The sequence below is a fragment of the Pseudomonas sp. R3-52-08 genome, assembly GCF_003851745.1.
GTDB lineage: Bacteria > Pseudomonadota > Gammaproteobacteria > Pseudomonadales > Pseudomonadaceae > Aquipseudomonas.
On record NZ_CP027730.1, the window covers coordinates 3,294,161 to 3,313,648 of the forward strand.

Sequence of the window (19,488 nt, forward strand, 5' to 3'; positions counted from 1 at the left end):
TGCGTCTGTGTTTGATGGTGGCTGTGCGCAGGGCACCTTCGGGTGCGCCGGCTTTGTTTGGATTCCCCGGTCTACTAACCTGCGCACAGCCGCCACCCTTATGTTTAGTAGCTAAAGGATGGTGGCCCTAAACAGGAATTCAAACATGCTCAAATCAGATTCAAGTGCCCTCTTCGATGTTGACCCCAACGCCAGCAACGAAAGCCTCATCACCAACAGCTACGAAACCTTCACCAGCGTCAGCACCCTGCTGCTCGACCTGTCCGAAGACCTCAACGGCAAACACCGCGACGTCGCCCTGGCCATCCACCAACTGAGCGAAATGGGCGTACTCCTCACCGCCAGACTCCTTGACCGAGAAGTTCCCTGCCCTGGCTGATGATCAGCTTCTCGACTCATTAGACCGATGACCCGCCGCGTCGTCGCAAGCTACATACAACGACTCGGCAATTTGGCGTTTGATGGCCTTGGTGGATTCCAGCCTCGGCGCAACCCCCTCTGCGATGACGAGAGCGGCGCCTGCTTTCGGCCAAGAACAGACTTCAGCTATCTACCAGGCGATATAGCGCTTGAGCGTGGGATGTCGCTAGCCCTGTACGCTGCAAATTTCGGCGACTTTGCGAGCTGGGGAGCGCGGTTGCGGCGATCACAAGACTGCCGTGTTTTTTTGCTTGCTCTATCCGATGAGATATCAGAGCTCCATGGTAGCCCTGGCCTCTTGCATTTTTTCGGGTGGCAGCCGTCCCAAGGTAGGCAACTCCATTGCAGGCCAGGTACATCAACGCTCCTGCCACGACCTTTCCATCAGCTTTAAGGACGTAGATTTTCAGACGTTCATTTGACATCAGTCCTGCGAACGAAGCCTGGCTCAACTGAAGATGCTCTGGCTTGGTATGAAATCCACTCGCATGCACGGCTGCGAACTCAGGAAGCGTTTGTGAGGTGGCTTCTTCGATTTCGAATGAGTGGTGATTCAAGACCACATTTTCGATGGTGCATGCGAGTTGCAGATGCGTCCACCCCCTCAGACGCTCCAGCCGCTTCTCACCCACCAAAGCGTACTGTTCCAAAGTCGAGGCCTTTCCGATAAGAGGCGTTACTGTCGAATACTCTGCAGATTCCTTGAGCAAGCTCAATAGTGACTTGGGTCTGTCGGTACTATCGCCGTAGATGCGATTGAGCATCGGGCTAGGTGATGCCTTCACCTGAAAGCATGGAAAAGCTTCGTTGAAAAACACACGAGCACCAAAAGGGTTTCCACTTATCCGAGACAAACTCTCGACGCGGGCACACAAATACTCGCTTTCTGCGGCCTCAATCGAATGAGCCATTCCGACATTCATGTGCATAGTCCTTATTGCGTGATGTCCCAGAAGGTAACGGCAAATTCAACAATACACACCTCCAAACACACTGCTGGTATATAACCTGCTCCGGTGTGCCCCTTGGGCATCGATAACTGCCTGTCGCGAAGGGCAGCTATCGGCCAAAAGCGGACACCAAGAGCGTCAACGAAACCCGGAGCGATTCACTCTCGGCCGAAAGCAGCCTATCAATAAAGGGGAAACTCCCTAAAACCGCGTCCATCCGTCACCCCCCCCCTCCAGCCCCCACCCAACCTGCCGATAACCCTACTAATCGCATGCCTACCCCTACCCCCCCCCTCAATCGAGTCCACCGAATGAACCCACTCTCCCGTCTAAAAAAAGCCCGGGGCGATCGTCAAGGCACCGCCACGCTCACCAGCACTGCCAACGATCTGGACGCCGCCCTCACCGCCTTACGCATCACCCCCACCCTGATCACCGGCTTTATCTCGCCGCATCTGGACATCGACGCAATCTCCGCCAAGCTCAAACGCCGCTTCCCCCAATCCTCCATCAGCCTGTGCACCACCTCCGGCGAACTCTGCAATGCACCCAATTCGCTGTATTGCGCCACGGGCGAGCGCTGGGACCGGGTGGTATTACAGCTGTTCGACGACACTCTGATCGCCTCGGCCGAGGTGGTGATGGTGCCGTTGGAGTGTGAGGACATCCGCGGTGGCGGTAAGCGGTTGGGGATGCAGGAGCGGATTGCCAAGTTGGTGGCCAATATCAAGCGAATGCAGGTACGCATGTCGATTGATCATCGCGATACGTTGGCGTATGTGGTGTTCGACGGGTTGTCGGCGTCGGAGTCGTTTTTTATGGAGGCGCTGTATGAGTCGGGGCGGTTTCCTTGTTTGTTTGTCGGGGGATCGGCCGGGGGTAAGTCGGATTTCCAGAAGACGCTGATTCATGACGGTCAGCGCAGTTATCAGAACCATGCGCAGATCGTGTTCCTGAAGACGGCGGCGCATGCGCGGTTTGGGGTGTTCAAGAGCCAGAACTTCAAACCGGCGGATTTGACCTTCAGTGTGCTGACCGCCTCGGTGGAGGACCGCACGATTGACCAGGTGATCGACAGCAACGGCAATATCAAGAGCATGGTGCAAGCGCTGTGTGATGCGTTCAGTTGCGCGCCCCAGGCGCTGGAGTCGAAGCTGGCGGACTATTCGTTTGCGATTCGGGTGGGCAGTGAGTTGTTTGTACGATCCATCGCGCGCATCGATTATGAGCAGCAGATCGTGCAGTTGTTTTGCGACGTGGCGCCGGGCGAGGAATTGGTGATGGTGCGGCGTACGCCGTTGCGTGAGGCGACGCGTCTGGACTATGAGCAGTTCCTGCGCGGCAAGGGTGGCCAGCCGGTGGCGGGGATTTTGAATGACTGCATTTTGCGCCGGCTGAACAACGGCGCCGAGCTGGGTAGCATGGCCGGCATTTTTGGTGATGTACCGTTGGCGGGGTTTTCGACCTTTGGGGAGATTTTGGGCTTGAACCTGAATCAGACGCTGACGGCGATTTTCTTCTTTCGGGTGGCCAAGGGTGCGAGTTTCACTGATGAGTACGTGGACAATTTCATCGCCCATTACGGCGAGTTCAAGGCATTTTTCCTACGGCGCCAGGTGAAGAAGTTGGCGGGGTTGAACCATGTGGTGGTCAAGCAGATTGCCGCGTTCAAGAACAATGACTTCAGCAATACCCTCAATACCCGTGGGCTGGACCGCAATATCCTGCCGGTGTTCGAAGGCTTGGCAGACTTAGGCATGGTGTTGTCCCATGCCGAGCGTCAGCAGGAGGACATCGCCGCGCAGCTCAAGCATTACTCGGGTGAGTTGCACGCTTCGATGGATGAACTTGTGGGTACGATCGACCAGCAGAACGCCGTGTCTGCCCAGGCCGGGACAACGGTAGAAGGGCTTTCCAGCCAGGCGGATGTGGCGGTGGAAGGTGCGCGCACGCTGGCCGGGTCGAGTTTGCGTATCCAGTCGATTGTGCAGGTGATCCAGCAGATCGCCGGGCAGACCAACCTGCTGGCGCTTAACGCCGCCATTGAAGCGGCGCGCGCGGGCGACCTGGGCCGGGGTTTTGCGGTGGTGGCGGATGAAGTGCGCAAACTGGCGGAAATCACCCGTAAGAATGCGGCGGAAATCGGCGTGGATATTGACCTGCTGTCCAGTGAGATCCAGCGCGTTGCCCAGCAGATCGAAGACCAATCCACCGGCGTCGGCGCGTTGCGCGAAATGCTCAATGCACTGGAGGCGTCGAGCCGCGCGACCGAGGGTACGGCGCAACGCACTAAAACCATTGCGGATACGTTGACCGGCCTCACCCATGCGTAGGCGCAAGTCGAGTCGCCAGGGCTACAACGCTCAGTCAGAGAACCTATTCACCATTTTTTCCAAGAACGTTAGGTTGCCGATATTGGAAAGCGCCCCGTAATCCGGGTTCAGGATATCCCGCAAATAGCCCTGATCAAGCCGGATACTGGCCGAGGATGTGCAAAAACGTTTTTGAGCGCGTCAGGTACTCCAAACTGGGCCGGAAATCGCGTTTCTACGCGAAATCCACATCTGCAGACGTGCCGATAAATTTCAGATTTAACGTAGACGCGCACACTTCAATTTTGGCGAAGCGTTTTTACACACTCTGGGTCGATCGCAGTCGTTCATGACAGGCAGCAATCGGCTGATAGCTGCCGCTCACGAACGACTGCTATCGGCCAATAGCGGACGTCTACCTTCAGGCTGAATTTGACCCAGTTGAGCATTCGATATATCTGACTAGCCTAGCCCGCTCATTTCAACCTGCACATCACATCTTGGAATAAATACCGCTCAAATGAATAGAATTATTAATTCCGAGTCTTCCACGCACAGACAACCCTACGTCGCAATTTTCGAAATAGTCTGCCAACTATATTCACTTCCAATGCACACCAGCCAAATCGCACACAAGCCCCTCACCAAAAAAGCTAAACATCTGCCGATATAATCGAATCACACCATTGAGGGCAAGCCAACTACAATTATTCAGTAGCTAATATTATCAGGATGAACTTTAAAGATATTTTCAAACAAGCGACTTGTTCTATCTTTTATCACCCCAGAATCTTCTCGCTCTGTAAGCCACGAAAACTCATATTTAAATGCTCCCTGCGCAGTCACCCACTGGCTACTCAAGTTATATACAAGGTTCGCAGCGTAAAATGCATTGAACGTTTTTTTTATATTATATTCAGGTTTTCCAGGAATCATACGCGGCAAAATTGTCTGCTCTTCAGAATGATCACTGTACAATGATAAATTTCTCAACCAGATATCTTGATATTTTCTGAACTCCTGTCCAAACATAAAATGTTTTCCTGCCCAACAGAAAAATTCTGGAGCCTCAAGCTTATCCAAGTTAAAAGTTATAAAATGCGAGAAGAGGACACGAATGGCAATACTTTCTGGATCATAATCAAAAGTGTCTTGCTGCCTTAATAACTCTTGAATTGAACTTCTATCTTTTTTCCATTTGGATATTAACGTAGGTATTTCATATGGATGCTCGAGGCCACTGCTCTGCGTCAGTATTTGCGCCACCTCAAGGTATTCCTTTTTGCTGCAATCTTTAATATGAAACTTTAAGTGAGAATTTTCTTTAACAGCCTTGCAAAGTGTTAGAAATCGATAATTGCAATCGACGACATTAATGAAGTCCTTCATATTACTTACTGTCTTTGGGAATCCTTCAGAAGGATTAAGTGATATGTCACAAACAAGAAGATACAACGCAACAAGAGGACTATCGATTAGCTTAGGCGCCTCACTATTTGTTAGCTGCAGAAACAACTTGAACGCCTCACCATATACTCCTTGTAGGTAACCCTCTTTTTCAATTTGCTCGAACGTTATCTTATTTTCGCTTACAGCCGACAGAAACTGTAGCTGAATGAATCTAGCCTGCCCTTCAATGATATCAAACCCTCGAATAGGATATAGCTTTAAAGGGGAACCATAGAAAAAACCACTAAGCTTCGCAGCCTTGTTACTCTCAAAATCGTCGTGCCAATCGTCAGCGTTAGGAAGAAACTCCGATTCAGGATCAAACATACTTTTCAGAATGTTTAATGTCGCGACGTATGCAACATTGAAAGCATGGGCTTTTGATTCAAAATAATTTAAAGTCGCTATCTGCTTAATGTCCGAAGCATTTATGATTAGCGATCTGTAAAACGCTATGTCCAACGTGTTGTTTGTTACAGTATTAGCATATGCAATGTCTGGATCCGTATGATCTTTCCCCCTGCGCATCTCCGCTTCAGCCCACGCCATAAGTGGCTTTTTGGCTTTCTTCGATTTTGCGAGGTGTTGCAGCGCTTCCATATTATTATGCGTTTGTGCGGGATAACCCATACTCAACATAAAGCCTGTAGTTGAGCCAATGAATTGCCACCAGTGAACAGTTTCGTGGAGATATGTAGAAAAAGCTTGAAACTCTTCCCAAGTTATATCTCCATTCTTTTTTTTAGTTGCACTATCGACCAACTTGTGCACTGAATAACTCAATCTGAGAACATATTGTGTGGGATGATATAACCCCAAAGCGTCAAGACAAGAAGAAAGGCTAGGCTGTGATGCCTCAATGTGACTAAATGTGTCTAGTAGCGGGTGAGAGAGTTTTGCATGGCCGTCATCATTGAGCATAATCAGTCCTCAGCGCGGTGATGAAACGTTGAATGGAGGCGTCTTGCTGCCGCAAGCGAATGCGACAAAATGCTTGATTAAAATCATTGTCGGTCGACATAAGCTAAGCTCGAACTTACTACAAAGTCAAATACACCTCGACCACAAGCCTTAACGAACAAGTTTATCGAAGCGATTGAATAAGCGCTTATACTTGAACCGCATACTTAGATGAAGCATTCACTTTTGTGCTGAGTACATACGATCAAGGCGGGTTACTATTTTTCGGACATCACCAACCATAAGTAAAAATAGCAAGCTTGGTGCGCTCCACCGGAGAAGTTTAAGATGAGAATTATATCTTTAGCCTCATACTCCTTGCCGCTCTGCTCGCTGCAAATAACTCATACACCCATGTTAAGTAACATCCGTCAGCAATGCTTTTCTATAAGACTTTTCATACTTCTATTCGCGCTTCAAGGACTCTCGCCGCCACGCCATCTTTGAAGTGAAAGTAACTGGCAAGTCCAAACAAAATAAATTGCGCAAATCCCAGCTTCAAGGTTGGCTGCGCAATCATCCCAAAATAGAACAATAAGGACACCGCTACCATGAAGAAGCGTTTGGAAGCATACCAGCCCAGAAACCTATCATCGGTAGAGCGGTGCTTGATGGCCGATCTCGTCATTCTTACTGCTACCTGTCCAAAAATTATGCAAGACCCCAGCGACCAATCTGCTGAAAGCACAATTTCCTGCCATGTGTATGCATACAGCTTGATGAGTACCAGCATCGTGAAGGGAATCACGATAAAAAGGTACTCGGACATAAGTTCGGCTAAAATAGCCTTCCGGTCTCTAGAGGAGAGGTCTGGGTTCATGCTGAAGCCCCACATCTCGATGGATGTCAATTACCCTTTTAATTTTCGCACTGGATATGAAAGGCTTACCTTTCCCCGCGGGCGGCGTGTAAATCTCGTAGGCAACTTCAGCCTCCATGACATCTTTTGGCCCGATAGGTTTTATCAGCCCATCCTGATACCCTTCTAGCCAGCCGAGATCAGAAACATTGGCATTGTATCGACTACCAGTGCTGACACTTAACATGGCCCATGCACCCTTGCCTATATTGACAGGAGCCCTCACATAAAGTTTATCGACACCAATATGGCTTTCCTTTGTCCCCAAAAACATATCTTTGGGATTAGCATTGAAGCGCCAATGCGTGTTGATCGGAGTTACGCAGTGAGCTTCGGTCAGGGTAGCCGTAGCACTCTCTTCTGGAAGCAATCGTTTATTGGCTTCCGAAAGCTTACTCAAAGCCACTGCCAAAGCTTTTCGATCAATCATTGGATCCACAGTTTGCCCAAAATCAAACTTGCTCAAGTGAGTTTCCAGCTTCGCCGCCAAGAGGTCCACGTCTTCTTCTGTGCTCGTTGAGTCGATTTCAGAAAGCTCACCCGCTAATTTCACACCAGCATCAAAAACAGCATCTTCTACCCACGTTCTTACCTTCCCTGGAACGGACTTCAGCAAACTCGCTATCGATCCCGCCTCGACATTTTCCAATCGAAGTTCAAAATCGTCTTTTGCGCCAACGCTCGTTGCAATAACTTGCCCGAGTGCCTGGTAAGCTTCTATGTAGCTGCTCATGGCCTGGAATATTTCGGCGGGTCTGCGACGTTCCTTGGCAAAATCGATCTTGATCTTCAGCGTCTCGTGCATTGCGACCTACTTCCATGAATGATTAATAGCACTACGGCTAACTGAAAACTCTCGTCTGCACGATCATTAGACGCACTAAACGGCCTGTAAGATCTGATTAGATCCTCACCTGCTGAACCAGAAGGTCGCTGATTCTAATTCCAATGATGGCAAAATGTCTTCGTCTTCTAAGGTCGCGTAGCGTTCTGATGTCCTGGTGTCTCCCCATAAAATACTGTTCATCCAAACAGTACCTCAGATATGGGTATCTGGCAAATCCGGCGATTGCTGCGCTGGGTAGCCAACCTACAATCACTGATCGTCGATCTCCGGTGCATTCAGTTGAAATGCAGTGTTGACTGAAACAGCCAGTCGAGATCCGCCCGCCATGGGGTGTTACAAGCCGTGCGAGTGACTGCTTTTGGCCGAAACCCGCCAGTCACTCCCTCCTCACACCCAATCCCACCCCACCAAAAAATCCACAAACGCCCTAACCCTCGCCGGCATCGCCGCCCCACCCACAAACACCGCATGAATTGGCTCCACATCCCCCGGGTTATACGCTTCCAACAACGCCACCAACTCCCCCCGCTCCAGATCCTGCGCCACACTAAACGCCCCTACCCGCGCAATCCCCGCGCCCAGCTTCGCCAACTGCGCCAACGCCTCTCCGCTATTCCCTTCAATCGTTCCCGTCACTTTCAACGAAAAATCCTGCCCATCCACCCGAAACGGCCAATCTGGCGCCGCTCTGCGGAAGTTGAAGCGCAGGCAGTTGTGTTCAAGTAAATCCTGTGGCGTCACCGGGGTGCCGTGGCGGGCCAGGTAGTCGGGTGAGGCGACGATGACTTGGCCGGTGGAGCCGATGTGGCGGGCGGTCAGGGGGCTGTCGGCCAGGTGGCCGAAGCGGATGGCGACGTCGGCCTGGCCGGCGAGGATATCCACGAGTTCATCGCCGAGCATCAGGTCGACCACGATGGCGGGATAGCGGGCGCTGAAAGCGGCGATCAGCGGCACGACGGTCAGGCGGCCGTGGGCCAGGGCTGCGCTGACTCTGAGGCGTCCGCGGGGGGCGCCCTGGTCGGTGATGGCGTCTTCGACTTCGGCCATGTCGGCCAGGATCCGCCGGGCGCCGCGCAGGTAGGCTTCGCCTTCGGCGGTGAAGGTGATGGCGCGGGTGGTACGCAGCAATAGCCGGGTGCCGATGCGTCGTTCGGTACGGGTGATGATGCGACTGATGGACGACGGCGTCAGCCCCAGGGCGCGCGCGGCGCCCGACAGGCTGCCGTGCTCGGCGACCATGACGAACACTTCCATCTCTCCCGAGCGGCCGCCGATGTCCATTTGTGCCTCATACGCAAAGGTGTAGTTCCCAACCAGGGGCTACTGCTGCAAAAGGCTGGATTGTAGCATTCGGCACACAGATGAGGAGTCACCCATGCGTATCAATCCACCCCTTGTAGCCTTGTCCATCGGTGCCTTTGGCATCGGGGTCACGGAGTTTGCCCCCATGGGCATGTTGCCCGGTATTGCCGCCGACCTTGGCGTATCCATCCCCGCCGCCGGGCTGTTGGTGAGTGCCTATGCCATGGGCGTGCTGATCGGCGCGCCGATCATGACGCTCGCGACGGCCAGGGTACCGCGCCGGTATCTGTTGATCGGGCTGATGGCGATCTTCACCTTGGGTAATCTGCTGTCGGCGCTGGCGACCAATTACCAGACCTTGATGATAGCCAGGCTGGTGACATCGCTGAACCACGGGGCGTTTTTTGGCATTGGTTCGATTGTGGCGGCCAGTGTGGTCGCGCCGGAGAAGCGCGCGGGGGCTGTGGCCGCAATGTTCTTGGGGCTGACCCTGGCGACCATTGGCGGCGTACCGCTGGCCACTTGGTTTGGCGAAAACTTCGGCTGGCGCACGGCGTTCTGGGGCATCAGCGGTCTGGGCGCGGTGGTGATGGCCGCGCTGTGGTGGGCACTGCCGAATGCACCCGCGCCGAAGGGTGGCAGCCTGATGGCGGAAATCCGCGTACTCGGTCGCGGGCCAGTGCTGGCGGCGTTGGCGCTGACCGTGGTCGGCTCCAGTGCAATGTTTACCGTGTTCACTTACATCGCGCCGATTTTGCGCGATGTCACCCATGCGTCGACCAACTTCGTCACCGGTATGCTGGTGCTGTTCGGTATCGGGCTGACCCTGGGCAACGTGTGGGGCGGCAAATCGGCGGACCGGTCGGTAGACCGTACGTTGATTACCTCGCTGGTGGTGTTGATCGCCGTGCTGCTGGCCTTCGCGGTGCTCATGCAATGGCCGCTGCCCGCCGCGCTGTCGATCCTGCTGTGGGGCGCCGCCAGTTTTGCCTTGGTACCGCCGTTGCAGATGCGTGTGATGGAGGCCGCCAAGGATGCGCCTAACCTGGCCTCTGCAATGAATATCGGCGCGTTCAATTTCGGCAATGCCATCGGCGCGGTGCTGGGCGGTGCAGTGATCAATGCCGGGCTGGGCTATCCCGCCGTTTCCCTGGCAGGCGCGCTGATGGCAGGCCTGGGTTTGTTGATGGTGCTCGGGTTGGGCTGGCGTTCGCGACGTGCGGGTGTTGGTGCTAAAGACGCCCTGGCGTAGCGATCGTCTAGACTCCAGGCACCTTTCAACCTGAGGAGCCTGCGATGAACAACAAAAATACGATTTGCCTCTGGTACAACGGCGATGCGCTGGAGGCGGCAACCTTCTACGCCCAGACGTTTCCGGATAGCGAAGTGAAGGCGGTGCACTACGCGCCCGGCGACTACCCGGCCGGTAAGCAGGGTGATGAGTTGACCGTGGAGTTCAGCGTGCTGGGCATCCCGTGTCTGGGCCTGAATGGCGGCCCTATGTTCAAGCACAGTGAAGCGTTTTCCTTTCAGGTGGCGACCGATGACCAGGCGGAGACCGACCGGTTGTGGGACGCCATCGTCGGCAATGGCGGCCAGGAAAGCGCCTGTGGCTGGTGCAAGGATAAATGGGGCCTGTCGTGGCAGATCTCGCCACGCGTGCTGGTCGATGCGGTGACCAGCACGGACCCGGCGGTCGCCAAGCGTGCGTTTGAGGCCATGATGACCATGCGCAAAATTGACATTGCAACTATTGAAGCCGCCATCGCCGGGCGCTGATGGGGTGTGTGAATGTGGGAGCGCACGAGCTTTAGCGAGGCCGCGATAGCGGTGGGTCAGGTGGTTTATAGGCCAGCAGTACCGCCGCCTTCGTAGCCTCGCTGGGGCTCGACAACTCCCACATTTGATCTGTGTTGCCTGCAGGTGCTGTGCCCGCCATCCACCTCCCCCCTCACCCTCCATGCGCCAAAAAAAGTCATGCATCGGACCGCCTGGTTGCGAGCCTGGCGATAGCGGCCTATGTTTCAAGCCATGCTGTTGCTGTCCCCCACCCTACGCCCATTCCGTAACCAGGTGACGACATGCCTAACCTCCCCCGCCCCGCCGTACTTGAACTGATCGGTAACACGCCGCTGGTCAAGGTCAGCCGCTTCGACACTGGCCCTTGCACCCTGTTTCTCAAGCTTGAATCGCAAAACCCCGGCGGTTCCATCAAGGACCGCATCGGCCTGGCGATGATCGACGCCGCCGAGCGCGACGGCCGCCTGCGCCCCGGTGGCACGATTATCGAGGCCACCGCCGGCAATACCGGCCTGGGCCTGGCACTGGTTGGCCGGGCCAAGGGCTACCGGGTAGTGCTGGTGGTGCCGGACAAGATGTCCACGGAAAAAGTGCTGCACCTCAAAGCCATGGGCGCCGAGGTGCATATCACCCGTTCCGATGTGGGCAAGGGCCACCCCGAGTATTACCAGGACGTGGCCGCGCGCCTGGCCAAGGACATTCCGGGTTCGTTCTTCGCCGACCAGTTCAACAACCCGGCCAACCCCCTGGCCCATGAAACCAGCACCGCGCCGGAGATCTGGGCGCAGACCCAGCATGATGTGGATGCGATTGTGGTAGGCGTCGGCTCGGCCGGCACCCTCACCGGCTTGACCCGTTTCTTCAAGCGCGTGCAGCCCGAACTGGCCATGGTGCTGGCCGATCCGGTGGGTTCGGTGATGGCCGAGTACAGCCGCAGCGGTCGGCTTGAAACCCCTGGTTCCTGGGCCGTGGAAGGCATCGGCGAAGACTTCATACCGTCGATTGCCGACCTGTCCAGCGTGCGCCACGCCTACTCCATCAGCGATGAAGAAAGTTTCGACCATGCCCGCCAGTTGCTCAAGGCCGAAGGCATTCTTGGCGGCTCGTCCACCGGCACCCTGCTCGCCGCCGCGCTGCGCTATTGCCGCGAGCAGACCGAGCCCAAACGCGTGGTCACCTTCGTGTGCGACACCGGCACGCGCTACCTGTCCAAGGTCTACAACGACCAATGGATGAACGACGCCGGCCTGTTGCAGTACAAGCACTACGGCGACCTGCGCGACCTGATCGCCCGTCGCTTCGAAGATGGCCGGGTGATCAGCGTGAGCCCCGACGATACCCTGCTCACCGCCTTCCAGCGCATGCGCCTGGCGGATGTGTCGCAACTGCCGGTGCTGGTGGACGGCACGCAACTGGCGGGCGTCATCGATGAGTCCGACCTGCTGCTGGGCCTGCATCAGGACGCCACGCATTTTTCCATGAGCGTGGCCAGCGCCATGACCCGCACCCTGCACACCTTGGCCCCCAGCGCCAGCCTGGCCGAACTGCAGGCGGAGCTGGATCGCGGCCTGGTCGCCATCATTGCCGACGCCTCGGGCTTCCATGGCCTGATCACCCGCGTCGACCTGCTCAACCACCTACGGAGATCCCTTGCATGAGCCAGCCCGATAAAAGCGCGTTCGCCACCCGTGTGATCCATGCCGGACAGTCCCCCGACCCGACCACGGGCGCGCTGATGCCGCCGATCTACGCCAACTCCACCTACCTGCAAGATAGCCCCGGCGTGCACAAGGGCTTTGACTACGGCCGTTCCCATAACCCCACGCGCTTTGCCCTGGAACGTTGCGTTGCCGACCTTGAAGGCGGCACTCAGGCCTTCGCGTTTGCCTCGGGACTGGCGGCGATTTCCACGGTGCTCGAATTGCTCGATGCCGGTGCGCATATCGTTTCCGGCAATGACCTGTACGGCGGCACCTTCCGCCTGTTCGACAAGGTGCGTCAGCGCAGCGCCGGGCATACGTTCAGCTATGTGGACCTGAGTGATGTATCGGCGTTTGAAGCGGCGTTGCGCGACGACACGCGTATGGTCTGGGTCGAAACGCCCAGCAACCCGTTGCTGAGCCTCACCGACCTCAGCGCCATCACCCGCCTCTGCCGCGCCCGCGGCATCCTTTGCGTGGCCGACAACACTTTCGCCAGCCCGTGGATCCAGCGCCCGTTGGAGCTGGGGTGCGACATCGTGGTGCACTCAACCACCAAGTACCTGAACGGCCACTCGGACGTGATCGGCGGCATCGCCATCGTCGGCGACAACCCTGAATTGGCTGAGCGCCTGGGTTTCCTGCAGAACTCGGTGGGCGCCATCGCAGGGCCCTTCGATGCGTTCCTGACCCTGCGCGGCGTGAAAACCCTGGCCCTGCGCATGGAGCGCCATTGCCGCAACGCGCTGGAACTGGCGACCTGGCTGGAGCAGCAACCGCAGGTGTCGCGGGTGTATTACCCGGGCCTGAAATCCCACCCTCAGCACGAACTGGCCCAACGGCAGATGCGCGGATTTGGCGGGATGATTTCAGTGGACTTGAATAGCGACCTGGCAGGCGCAACGCGCTTTCTGGAAAGCGTGAAGATCTTCGCCCTGGCCGAGAGCCTGGGTGGCGTGGAGAGCCTGATCGAACATCCGGCAATCATGACCCACGCCAGCATCCCGGCGGCGACGCGGGCGCAGTTGGGGATTGGGGATGGGTTGGTGCGGTTGTCGGTGGGAGTTGAAGACGTGGAGGACTTGCGCGCGGATCTGGCCCAAGCCCTGGCCCACATATAAATCCCCAAACACCGGCGATCCAAATGTGGGAGGGGGCTTGCCCCCGATGGCAGTCTGTCAGTCCCTGGATTAGGTGACTGAACCACCGCCATCGGGAGCAAGCCCTAATGCCAGTCAGTTAAGGCTTTTTGTAGGAGCGAGCTTGTTCTGGTCAAGTTTTTCCGGACACCGATTACGGTGATCAAGCCGCCTCCTGCTCCATGGCTATTGGCGACAGGTAGTTGTTGTAGCTGTGCAGCCTGATCCGGTTGTATCGCATGAAGAAGCAAGTCATATCCTGCTTGGCTTCTTCAACTGTCGTATAGCCTTTGGTGGGCACCCACTCTGATTTGAGCGTCCCGAAGAAACGCTCTGTTGGCGCGTTGTCCCAGCACTGCCCCCTACGGCTCATGCTTTGCGTTATCCCATGCCCCAGCAGCTCGGATTGAAAGAGCTGGCTGGTGTATTGGCAGCCTTGATCCGAATGAAACATCAAGCCTGCATGTTTGCCTCGAACCTCCACCGCCATTCTCAGCGCCTTGCTAACCAGGTTGGCGTCATTGATCAGAGAAAACGCCCAGCCAACGATTCGGCGGGCGAACAGATCAATGACCGCTGCCAAGTGATACCAGCGTTTCCCAACCATCAGGCTGGTAACGTCGCCGCACCAGACTTGATTAATTGCGGTTGGCTCGAAGTTACGCTCAAGCAAGTTCTTGGCCACAAACGCTTCGACGCCTCTAGAACGATACTGATGGCGGCGGCGCTGTTTGCTGGCCAGATTTGCCTCCGCCATGAGCTTTGCAACTAAATACCGTCCCACCTTGATCTGCTGGGCTTTCAAGTGCTGAGAAATCATCCGCGCGCCTGCACTTTCCCGGCTTTCGACATGCAATTGCACGACTTTTGCTCTAAGCGCGTCACGCTCGGCATTCGGCGCTGAGCGACGCTTGATCCAGTCATAAAACGCGCTACGAGAAACGCCTAGCGCACTGCAAAGCAGGCTGGTCGGATATGAACTCGACTCCCTCAGTTCCTCGATCAGGAAAAACGATCGGGATCCGACATCAAGAGAGCCGTAGCCTTTTTTAAGATTTCAGCCTCAGTCTCCAGGCGCTTGACCTTGGCTCGTAGCTGTTGAAGCTCTCGCTGTTCGTCGCTGATAGCCTTGGTACCTGCCACTGGCTGCCCTTTGTGACGCTCTTTACGAACCTGATCCACCCAGCGGCGCAGAGCCGTAGGGCCAACGGCCATGGATGCACAGACGTCGGGAACTGAGCAGTTATCATCAAGAACCATGCTTGCAGCACGTTGCTTGAACTCGCGGGTATAGGTCTTTCGCTGTTGCATGGAACCTCCTGATTGGGCGAATCATATCGCCCTTAAGAGGTGTCCGGGATCATTAGGCCAGAACAGCTTGCTCGCGAAAAACTCACAGGCACCGCGTTTATTCAGGAAGCACGCGTTATCGTTGACGTTTTTCGCGAGCAAGCTCGCTCCTACAGACGGTGGTGTACGCTTAACTGACTGGCATTAGGGCAAGCCCCCTCCCACATTTTGCCCTTCATACATCAGATAGCTATCAATGTGCCGAGGTAGCGCTTGCCCTTGCCGCGTGCAGTTTCTTGTAGCTGTCGATCAAGCGCAAATGCCGGTCCAGTCCTTCGAGCTTCATGCTGGTCGGCGTCAGCCCATAAAACCGCACGCTGCCGTTGACCGAGCCAATCACCGCGTCCATGCGTTCGTTACCGAACATGCGGCGGAAGTTGGCTTCGTAGTCGGCCAGGTCCAGATCTTCGTCCAGTTCCATCTCCAGCACCGCGTTCACCGCCTGGTAAAACAACCCGCGTTCGACGGTGTTGTCGTTGTACTGCAGGAACATTTCCACACATTCCTTGGCCTCCTCATGCTGCTGCAAGGCGAGGAAGATCAGCAGCTTCAGCTCCAGAATGGTCAGTTGGCCCCAGGCGGTGTTGTCGTCGAACTCGATGCCGATCAGCGTGGTGATATCGGTGTAGTCGTCCAGCTCGCTTTCGATCAAACGCTCGACCAGTGCTTGCAACTGCGCTTCGTCCAGGCGGTGCAGGTTAAGGATGTCTTCACGGAAAAACAGCGCTTTGTTGGTGTTGTCCCAGATCAGGTCGTCCACCGGGTAGATTTCCGAGTAGTCCGGCACCAGGATGCGGCAGGCGGTGGCGCCCAGGTGCTCATAAACCGCCATGTACGACTCTTTGCCCATGCCCTCCAGAATACCGAACAGCGTCGCGGCTTCCTGGGCGTTGGAGTCTTCGCCGTGGCCGGAGAAGTCCCATTCGACGAACTCATAATCGGACTGGGCGCTGAAGAAGCGCCACGACACCACACCGCTGGAGTCGATAAAGTGCTCGACGAAGTTATTCGGCTCGGTCACTGCCTGGGCTTCGAAGGTCGGCTGCGGCAAGTCGTTCAAGCCTTCGAAACTGCGGCCTTGCAGCAGTTCGGTGAGGCTGCGCTCCAGCGCCACTTCCAGGCTTGGGTGCGCGCCAAACGAGGCAAATACGCCGCCGGTGCGCGGGTTCATCAGGGTCACGCACATCACCGGGAATTCACCGCCCAGGGACGCATCCTTGACCAGCACCGGGAAGCCCTGGGCTTCCAGGCCTTCGATACCGGCCAGAATGCCGGGGTATTTGGCCAGCACCTCGGCCGGTACATCCGGGAGCGCAAATTCGCCTTCGATGATCTCGCGTTTCACCGCCCGCTCGAAAATCTCCGACAGGCACTGCACCTGGGCTTCGGCCAGGGTGTTGCCGGCGCTCATGCCGTTGCTCAGGTAAAGGTTTTCGATCAGGTTGGAGGGAAAATACACCACCTCGCCATCGGACTGACGCACGAACGGCAGCGAGACGATGCCCCGCGCTTCGTTGCCCGAGTTGGTGTCGAACAGGTGCGAACCGCGCAGCTCGCCGTCGCGGTTGTAGACCTTCAGGCAGTAGGCATCCAGAATTTCACTCGGCAACTCGTCGTTCGGGCCCGGCTGGAACCAGCGCTCGTCGGGATAATGCACGAAGGGCGCGTTGGCCAGTTCCTCACCCCAGAACTGGTCGTTGTAGAAGAAGTTGCAGTTGAGCCGCTCGATGAACTCGCCCAACGCCGACGCCAGCGCGCCTTCCTTGGTCGCGCCCTTGCCGTTGGTAAAACACATCGGCGAGTGGGCATCGCGGATATGCAGCGACCAGACGTTGGGCACGATATTGCGCCATGAGGCGATTTCGATCTTCATGCCCAGGCCCGCCAGGATCGCGGACATGTTGGCGATGGTCTGCTCCAGCGGCAGGTCCTTGCCGGCGATGTAGGTGCCCACCTGGGACGTCGAGTTGGGCATCAACAGCGCCTGGGCGTCGGCGTCGAGATTGTCGACTTCCTCGATCACGAACTCGGGCCCGGCCTGCACCACTTTCTTCACGGTACACCGGTCGATGGAGCGCAGGATGCCCTGGCGGTCCTTGTCCGAGATATCCGCCGGCAGCTCGACCTGGATTTTGAAGATCTGGTTGTAGCGGTTTTCCGGGTCGACGATGTTGTTCTGCGACAGGCGAATATTCTCCGTGGGAATATTGCGCGTGGCGCAGTACAACTTCACAAAGTACGCCGCACACAACGCCGACGAAGCCAGGAAGTAATCGAATGGCCCCGGCGCCGAACCGTCGCCTTTGTAGCGAATCGGCTGGTCGGCAATCACCGTAAAATCATCGAACTTGGCTTCAAGCCGAAGGTTGTCGAGAAAGTTGACCTTAATTTCCATGCGGGCACACCAGAATAACGGGCTAAACAAAATGGCCGCCATTATGAAGATTTTCGCCGGGAAGTCTCAGGGTTTTGCGTGTGGGCTGCTGATCGGTATCGCTATGCCAGCAGCGCTTGAGCCGCTGGCATAACGTGATGGCCGGTCAGAGTTCGCGTGAAATCAGGCGTTGCGCCAGGCTGGTTCGATTGATCGCCAACTCGCTGCTGACGTCCGGCCCGCGATAGACCATGGACGTTTCATGACGCACATAATCGCCCGAACGCGCCGCGCTCAGCCAATTGAACGAGCCCACGCACAACAGCGCTTCATCGGCCATCACCAGTTTGCTGTGCACCTTGTTGACCACACGCACCTGCACGGCGTGGTGCTTCAAAGTGGCCAGCGCATCCTTGAATTCGGCGACTTTGCCGGGGTCACCCTCTGACTTACTGCGGCCGATGCCAGTGTTGAAGTGCAAATCGGTATACACCGTGACCGGCACCCCGCGCTGCACGGTGCCGCACATGGCCTCAAGGGCGCCGCTTTCGCGCATCCCCCTCAGGCGCACCCAGGGCGTCACGATCTGCACCTGCTGCTGCGCCGTCTCCAGGGTCTGCAACAGGAACTGATCATGTTCGGCAAACTCATGCAGGTGGCTCAACCCGGTGCGCGCCGTCAGCAAATCCGCCCGAGGCTGGAAATCAAAGGTGAGCGCATTGTCTGCGCTGTTCAACAAGTACTGCGCCAACCGGCCACGCGGCTTGCTGGCGGGGATCTGGCTGAACAGGTCCATATCGCCGAACACCAGAAAACTGTCTTTGGCGCGGGAAACCGCCACGTTCAACATGCTGTCCCTACGGTCGATAAACGCACCGTCGGCATGCTTGGAATACACCGCAGAAAAAATCACCACCGGGCGTTCGGCGCCCTGGAAGGAGTGCACGGTGCCAACGGTCATTTCACCGTCGCCTTTGCCGGTACGAATGCCCAGGGCGGCGCACGCCTCGGTAATGGCCTGGGTCTGCGCGCCAAAGGGGGTGATCACCCCGAGGATTTCCCAGAGTTCCTTGTTATAGCGCTGGGTCAGCTGCTGTTCATTGGCCTTGATCCAGGCAGCGATAGTCTGTGCCTCGAGCAGGTTATGGCGGCTGCCGCCCTGCTTCTGCTGGCACAGCCCGTTGATATGCAGGTAACCCAGGCCCGGCAGGCCACCCTGCGGTTTGGCGCCGCGTCGCGGTTGCAGCTTGCCTTTGTAGCAGAGCGCATTGCAGTAATCGATGATCGAGTCATAGCAACGGCGGTGTTCATATAGATAAAGGCCGCGGGCCAGGTCGCGGTCGTAATGATAGCGGCTGGTGGACTGCGCAATCGCCATGACGCTGCCACTGGCGGCACTGCGCCCGCTCTCACAGAAGGCCTCGTACTCATCGTCCACACGGCTGCGTGACAGCAGGCCGGCAGCGAGCAGGTTGCCGATATCCACCGACGGCGGCACCGACCATATCGGTTCGATTTGTTGCGTGTCGCCAATCACCAACGCTTGCCGCGCCAAGGCGAACGACGGCGCCGCCACTTCGGGCAGCACCTGGCCCGCCTCGTCTACGATCAGCAGGTCGATGAAATTCAACGCGTAATCGGCGACATAACCATTGCCGTCATGGCGGCTGCACGACAGCTCGGCCGGCAAGCGATAGAACGTCGCCACCACGCAAGGCGTGAGCTTCATCCAGCGCCGCCAGTTTTTTTCCAGGGTCTTGCGGCCGTTTTTTTTGCGGCTTTTAAGAATCAGTGGCAGCTCATCGGCGACTTCCAACAGCCAGCGGCCCTCCCAATAATGCGTGGTCAGCAGGAACGTCTCGAAGCGCAGCGAGGTGTCCGCCCAACGGTCGCAGTCCTCCAGCGTTACCTCGGCGGCGGGCTTGCCGACGGCATTGGGTAACCGACCAATCGCCGCCTGCCAGTTCAACAGCTCACGCTGCTCATCGCGCCGCAAGTGCTCCACACGCTCACGCTGGGTTTCAAG

15 protein-coding genes are annotated in these 19,488 nt (G+C 56.6%); 6 read left to right on the plus strand and 9 right to left on the minus strand.

The annotated features are described in order from the left end of the window. The first annotated feature begins 145 nt into the window (after positions 1–145). The gene (locus tag C4J91_RS15040) at positions 146–379 is read left to right on the plus strand and encodes a DUF6124 family protein (RefSeq protein ID WP_124363059.1); all 234 of its coding nucleotides are present in this window, start codon (positions 146–148) and stop codon (positions 377–379) included. A gap of 163 nt (positions 380–542) precedes the next feature. On the opposite strand, the gene C4J91_RS15045 is transcribed toward C4J91_RS15040, so the two are convergent. After that, positions 543–1,343 (minus strand): GNAT family N-acetyltransferase, encoded by an 801-nt coding sequence (locus C4J91_RS15045; protein ID WP_124363060.1) that lies wholly within the window; start codon positions 1,341–1,343, stop codon positions 543–545. A 338-nt stretch (positions 1,344–1,681) separates the two neighbouring features. Here C4J91_RS15045 and C4J91_RS15050 point away from each other — a divergent pair, with 338 nt between their 5' ends. Further along, entirely contained in the window at positions 1,682–3,703 is a 2,022-nt protein-coding gene (locus C4J91_RS15050) for a methyl-accepting chemotaxis protein (protein ID WP_124363061.1), read from the plus strand. Positions 3,704–4,393: 690 nt separating this feature from the next. Here the strand turns inward: C4J91_RS15050 and C4J91_RS15055 are convergent. The 4 genes from C4J91_RS15055 to C4J91_RS15070 form a co-directional block, all read right to left on the minus strand. After that, positions 4,394–6,052, minus strand: coding sequence for a hypothetical protein (locus tag C4J91_RS15055; protein ID WP_124363062.1), 1,659 nt, complete (start codon positions 6,050–6,052; stop codon positions 4,394–4,396). Positions 6,053–6,488: 436 nt separating this feature from the next. After that, positions 6,489–6,911: a hypothetical protein gene (locus C4J91_RS15060; RefSeq protein ID WP_124363063.1), complete on the minus strand. Its 423-nt coding sequence runs from the start codon at positions 6,909–6,911 to the stop codon at positions 6,489–6,491. Then, positions 6,889–7,755: a hypothetical protein gene (locus C4J91_RS15065; RefSeq protein ID WP_124363064.1), complete on the minus strand. Its 867-nt coding sequence runs from the start codon at positions 7,753–7,755 to the stop codon at positions 6,889–6,891. Before C4J91_RS15065 ends, C4J91_RS15060 begins: the two co-directional genes overlap by 23 nt. A 429-nt stretch (positions 7,756–8,184) precedes the next feature. Further along, positions 8,185–9,078: a LysR family transcriptional regulator gene (locus C4J91_RS15070; protein ID WP_124363065.1), complete on the minus strand. Its 894-nt coding sequence runs from the start codon at positions 9,076–9,078 to the stop codon at positions 8,185–8,187. 94 nt (positions 9,079–9,172) lie between these two features. On the opposite strand from C4J91_RS15070, the gene C4J91_RS15075 reads away from it, so the two are divergent. The 4 genes from C4J91_RS15075 to C4J91_RS15090 all read left to right on the plus strand — a co-directional run bounded on the left by C4J91_RS15075 (position 9,173) and on the right by C4J91_RS15090 (position 13,720). Further along, positions 9,173–10,351, plus strand: a complete 1,179-nt coding sequence (locus tag C4J91_RS15075; RefSeq protein ID WP_124363066.1) for an MFS transporter — start codon at positions 9,173–9,175, stop codon at positions 10,349–10,351. 44 nt (positions 10,352–10,395) lie between these two features. Further along, a complete protein-coding gene (locus C4J91_RS15080; RefSeq protein ID WP_124363067.1) occupies positions 10,396–10,878 on the plus strand; it encodes a VOC family protein in 483 nt (160 codons plus the stop codon). 302 nt (positions 10,879–11,180) lie between these two features. Next, entirely contained in the window at positions 11,181–12,557 is a 1,377-nt protein-coding gene (locus C4J91_RS15085) for a cystathionine beta-synthase (protein ID WP_124363068.1), read from the plus strand. Continuing rightward, positions 12,554–13,720 carry a cystathionine gamma-synthase gene (locus C4J91_RS15090; protein ID WP_124363069.1) on the plus strand — a complete coding sequence of 389 codons (1,167 nt, stop codon included), beginning with the start codon at positions 12,554–12,556 and terminating at the stop codon, positions 13,718–13,720. The genes C4J91_RS15085 and C4J91_RS15090 overlap by 4 nt, the downstream gene beginning before the upstream one ends. Before the next feature lie 181 nt (positions 13,721–13,901). On the opposite strand, the gene C4J91_RS15095 is transcribed toward C4J91_RS15090, so the two are convergent. The 4 genes from C4J91_RS15095 to C4J91_RS27660 form a co-directional block, all read right to left on the minus strand. Beyond that, positions 13,902–14,744: an IS3 family transposase gene (locus tag C4J91_RS15095; RefSeq protein ID WP_305955271.1), complete on the minus strand. Its 843-nt coding sequence runs from the start codon at positions 14,742–14,744 to the stop codon at positions 13,902–13,904. Continuing rightward, on the minus strand, positions 14,741–15,049 hold the full coding sequence (locus tag C4J91_RS27820) for a transposase (protein WP_256681590.1): 309 nt from the start codon (positions 15,047–15,049) through the stop codon (positions 14,741–14,743). Before C4J91_RS27820 ends, C4J91_RS15095 begins: the two co-directional genes overlap by 4 nt. Positions 15,050–15,281: 232 nt before the next feature. Then, entirely contained in the window at positions 15,282–17,483 is a 2,202-nt protein-coding gene (locus tag C4J91_RS15100; RefSeq protein WP_124363070.1) for an OsmC domain/YcaO domain-containing protein, read from the minus strand. A gap of 145 nt (positions 17,484–17,628) precedes the next feature. Beyond that, entirely contained in the window at positions 17,629–19,467 is a 1,839-nt protein-coding gene (locus tag C4J91_RS27660) for an AAA domain-containing protein (protein WP_218567794.1), read from the minus strand. Between the last annotated feature and the right edge of the window lie 21 nt (positions 19,468–19,488).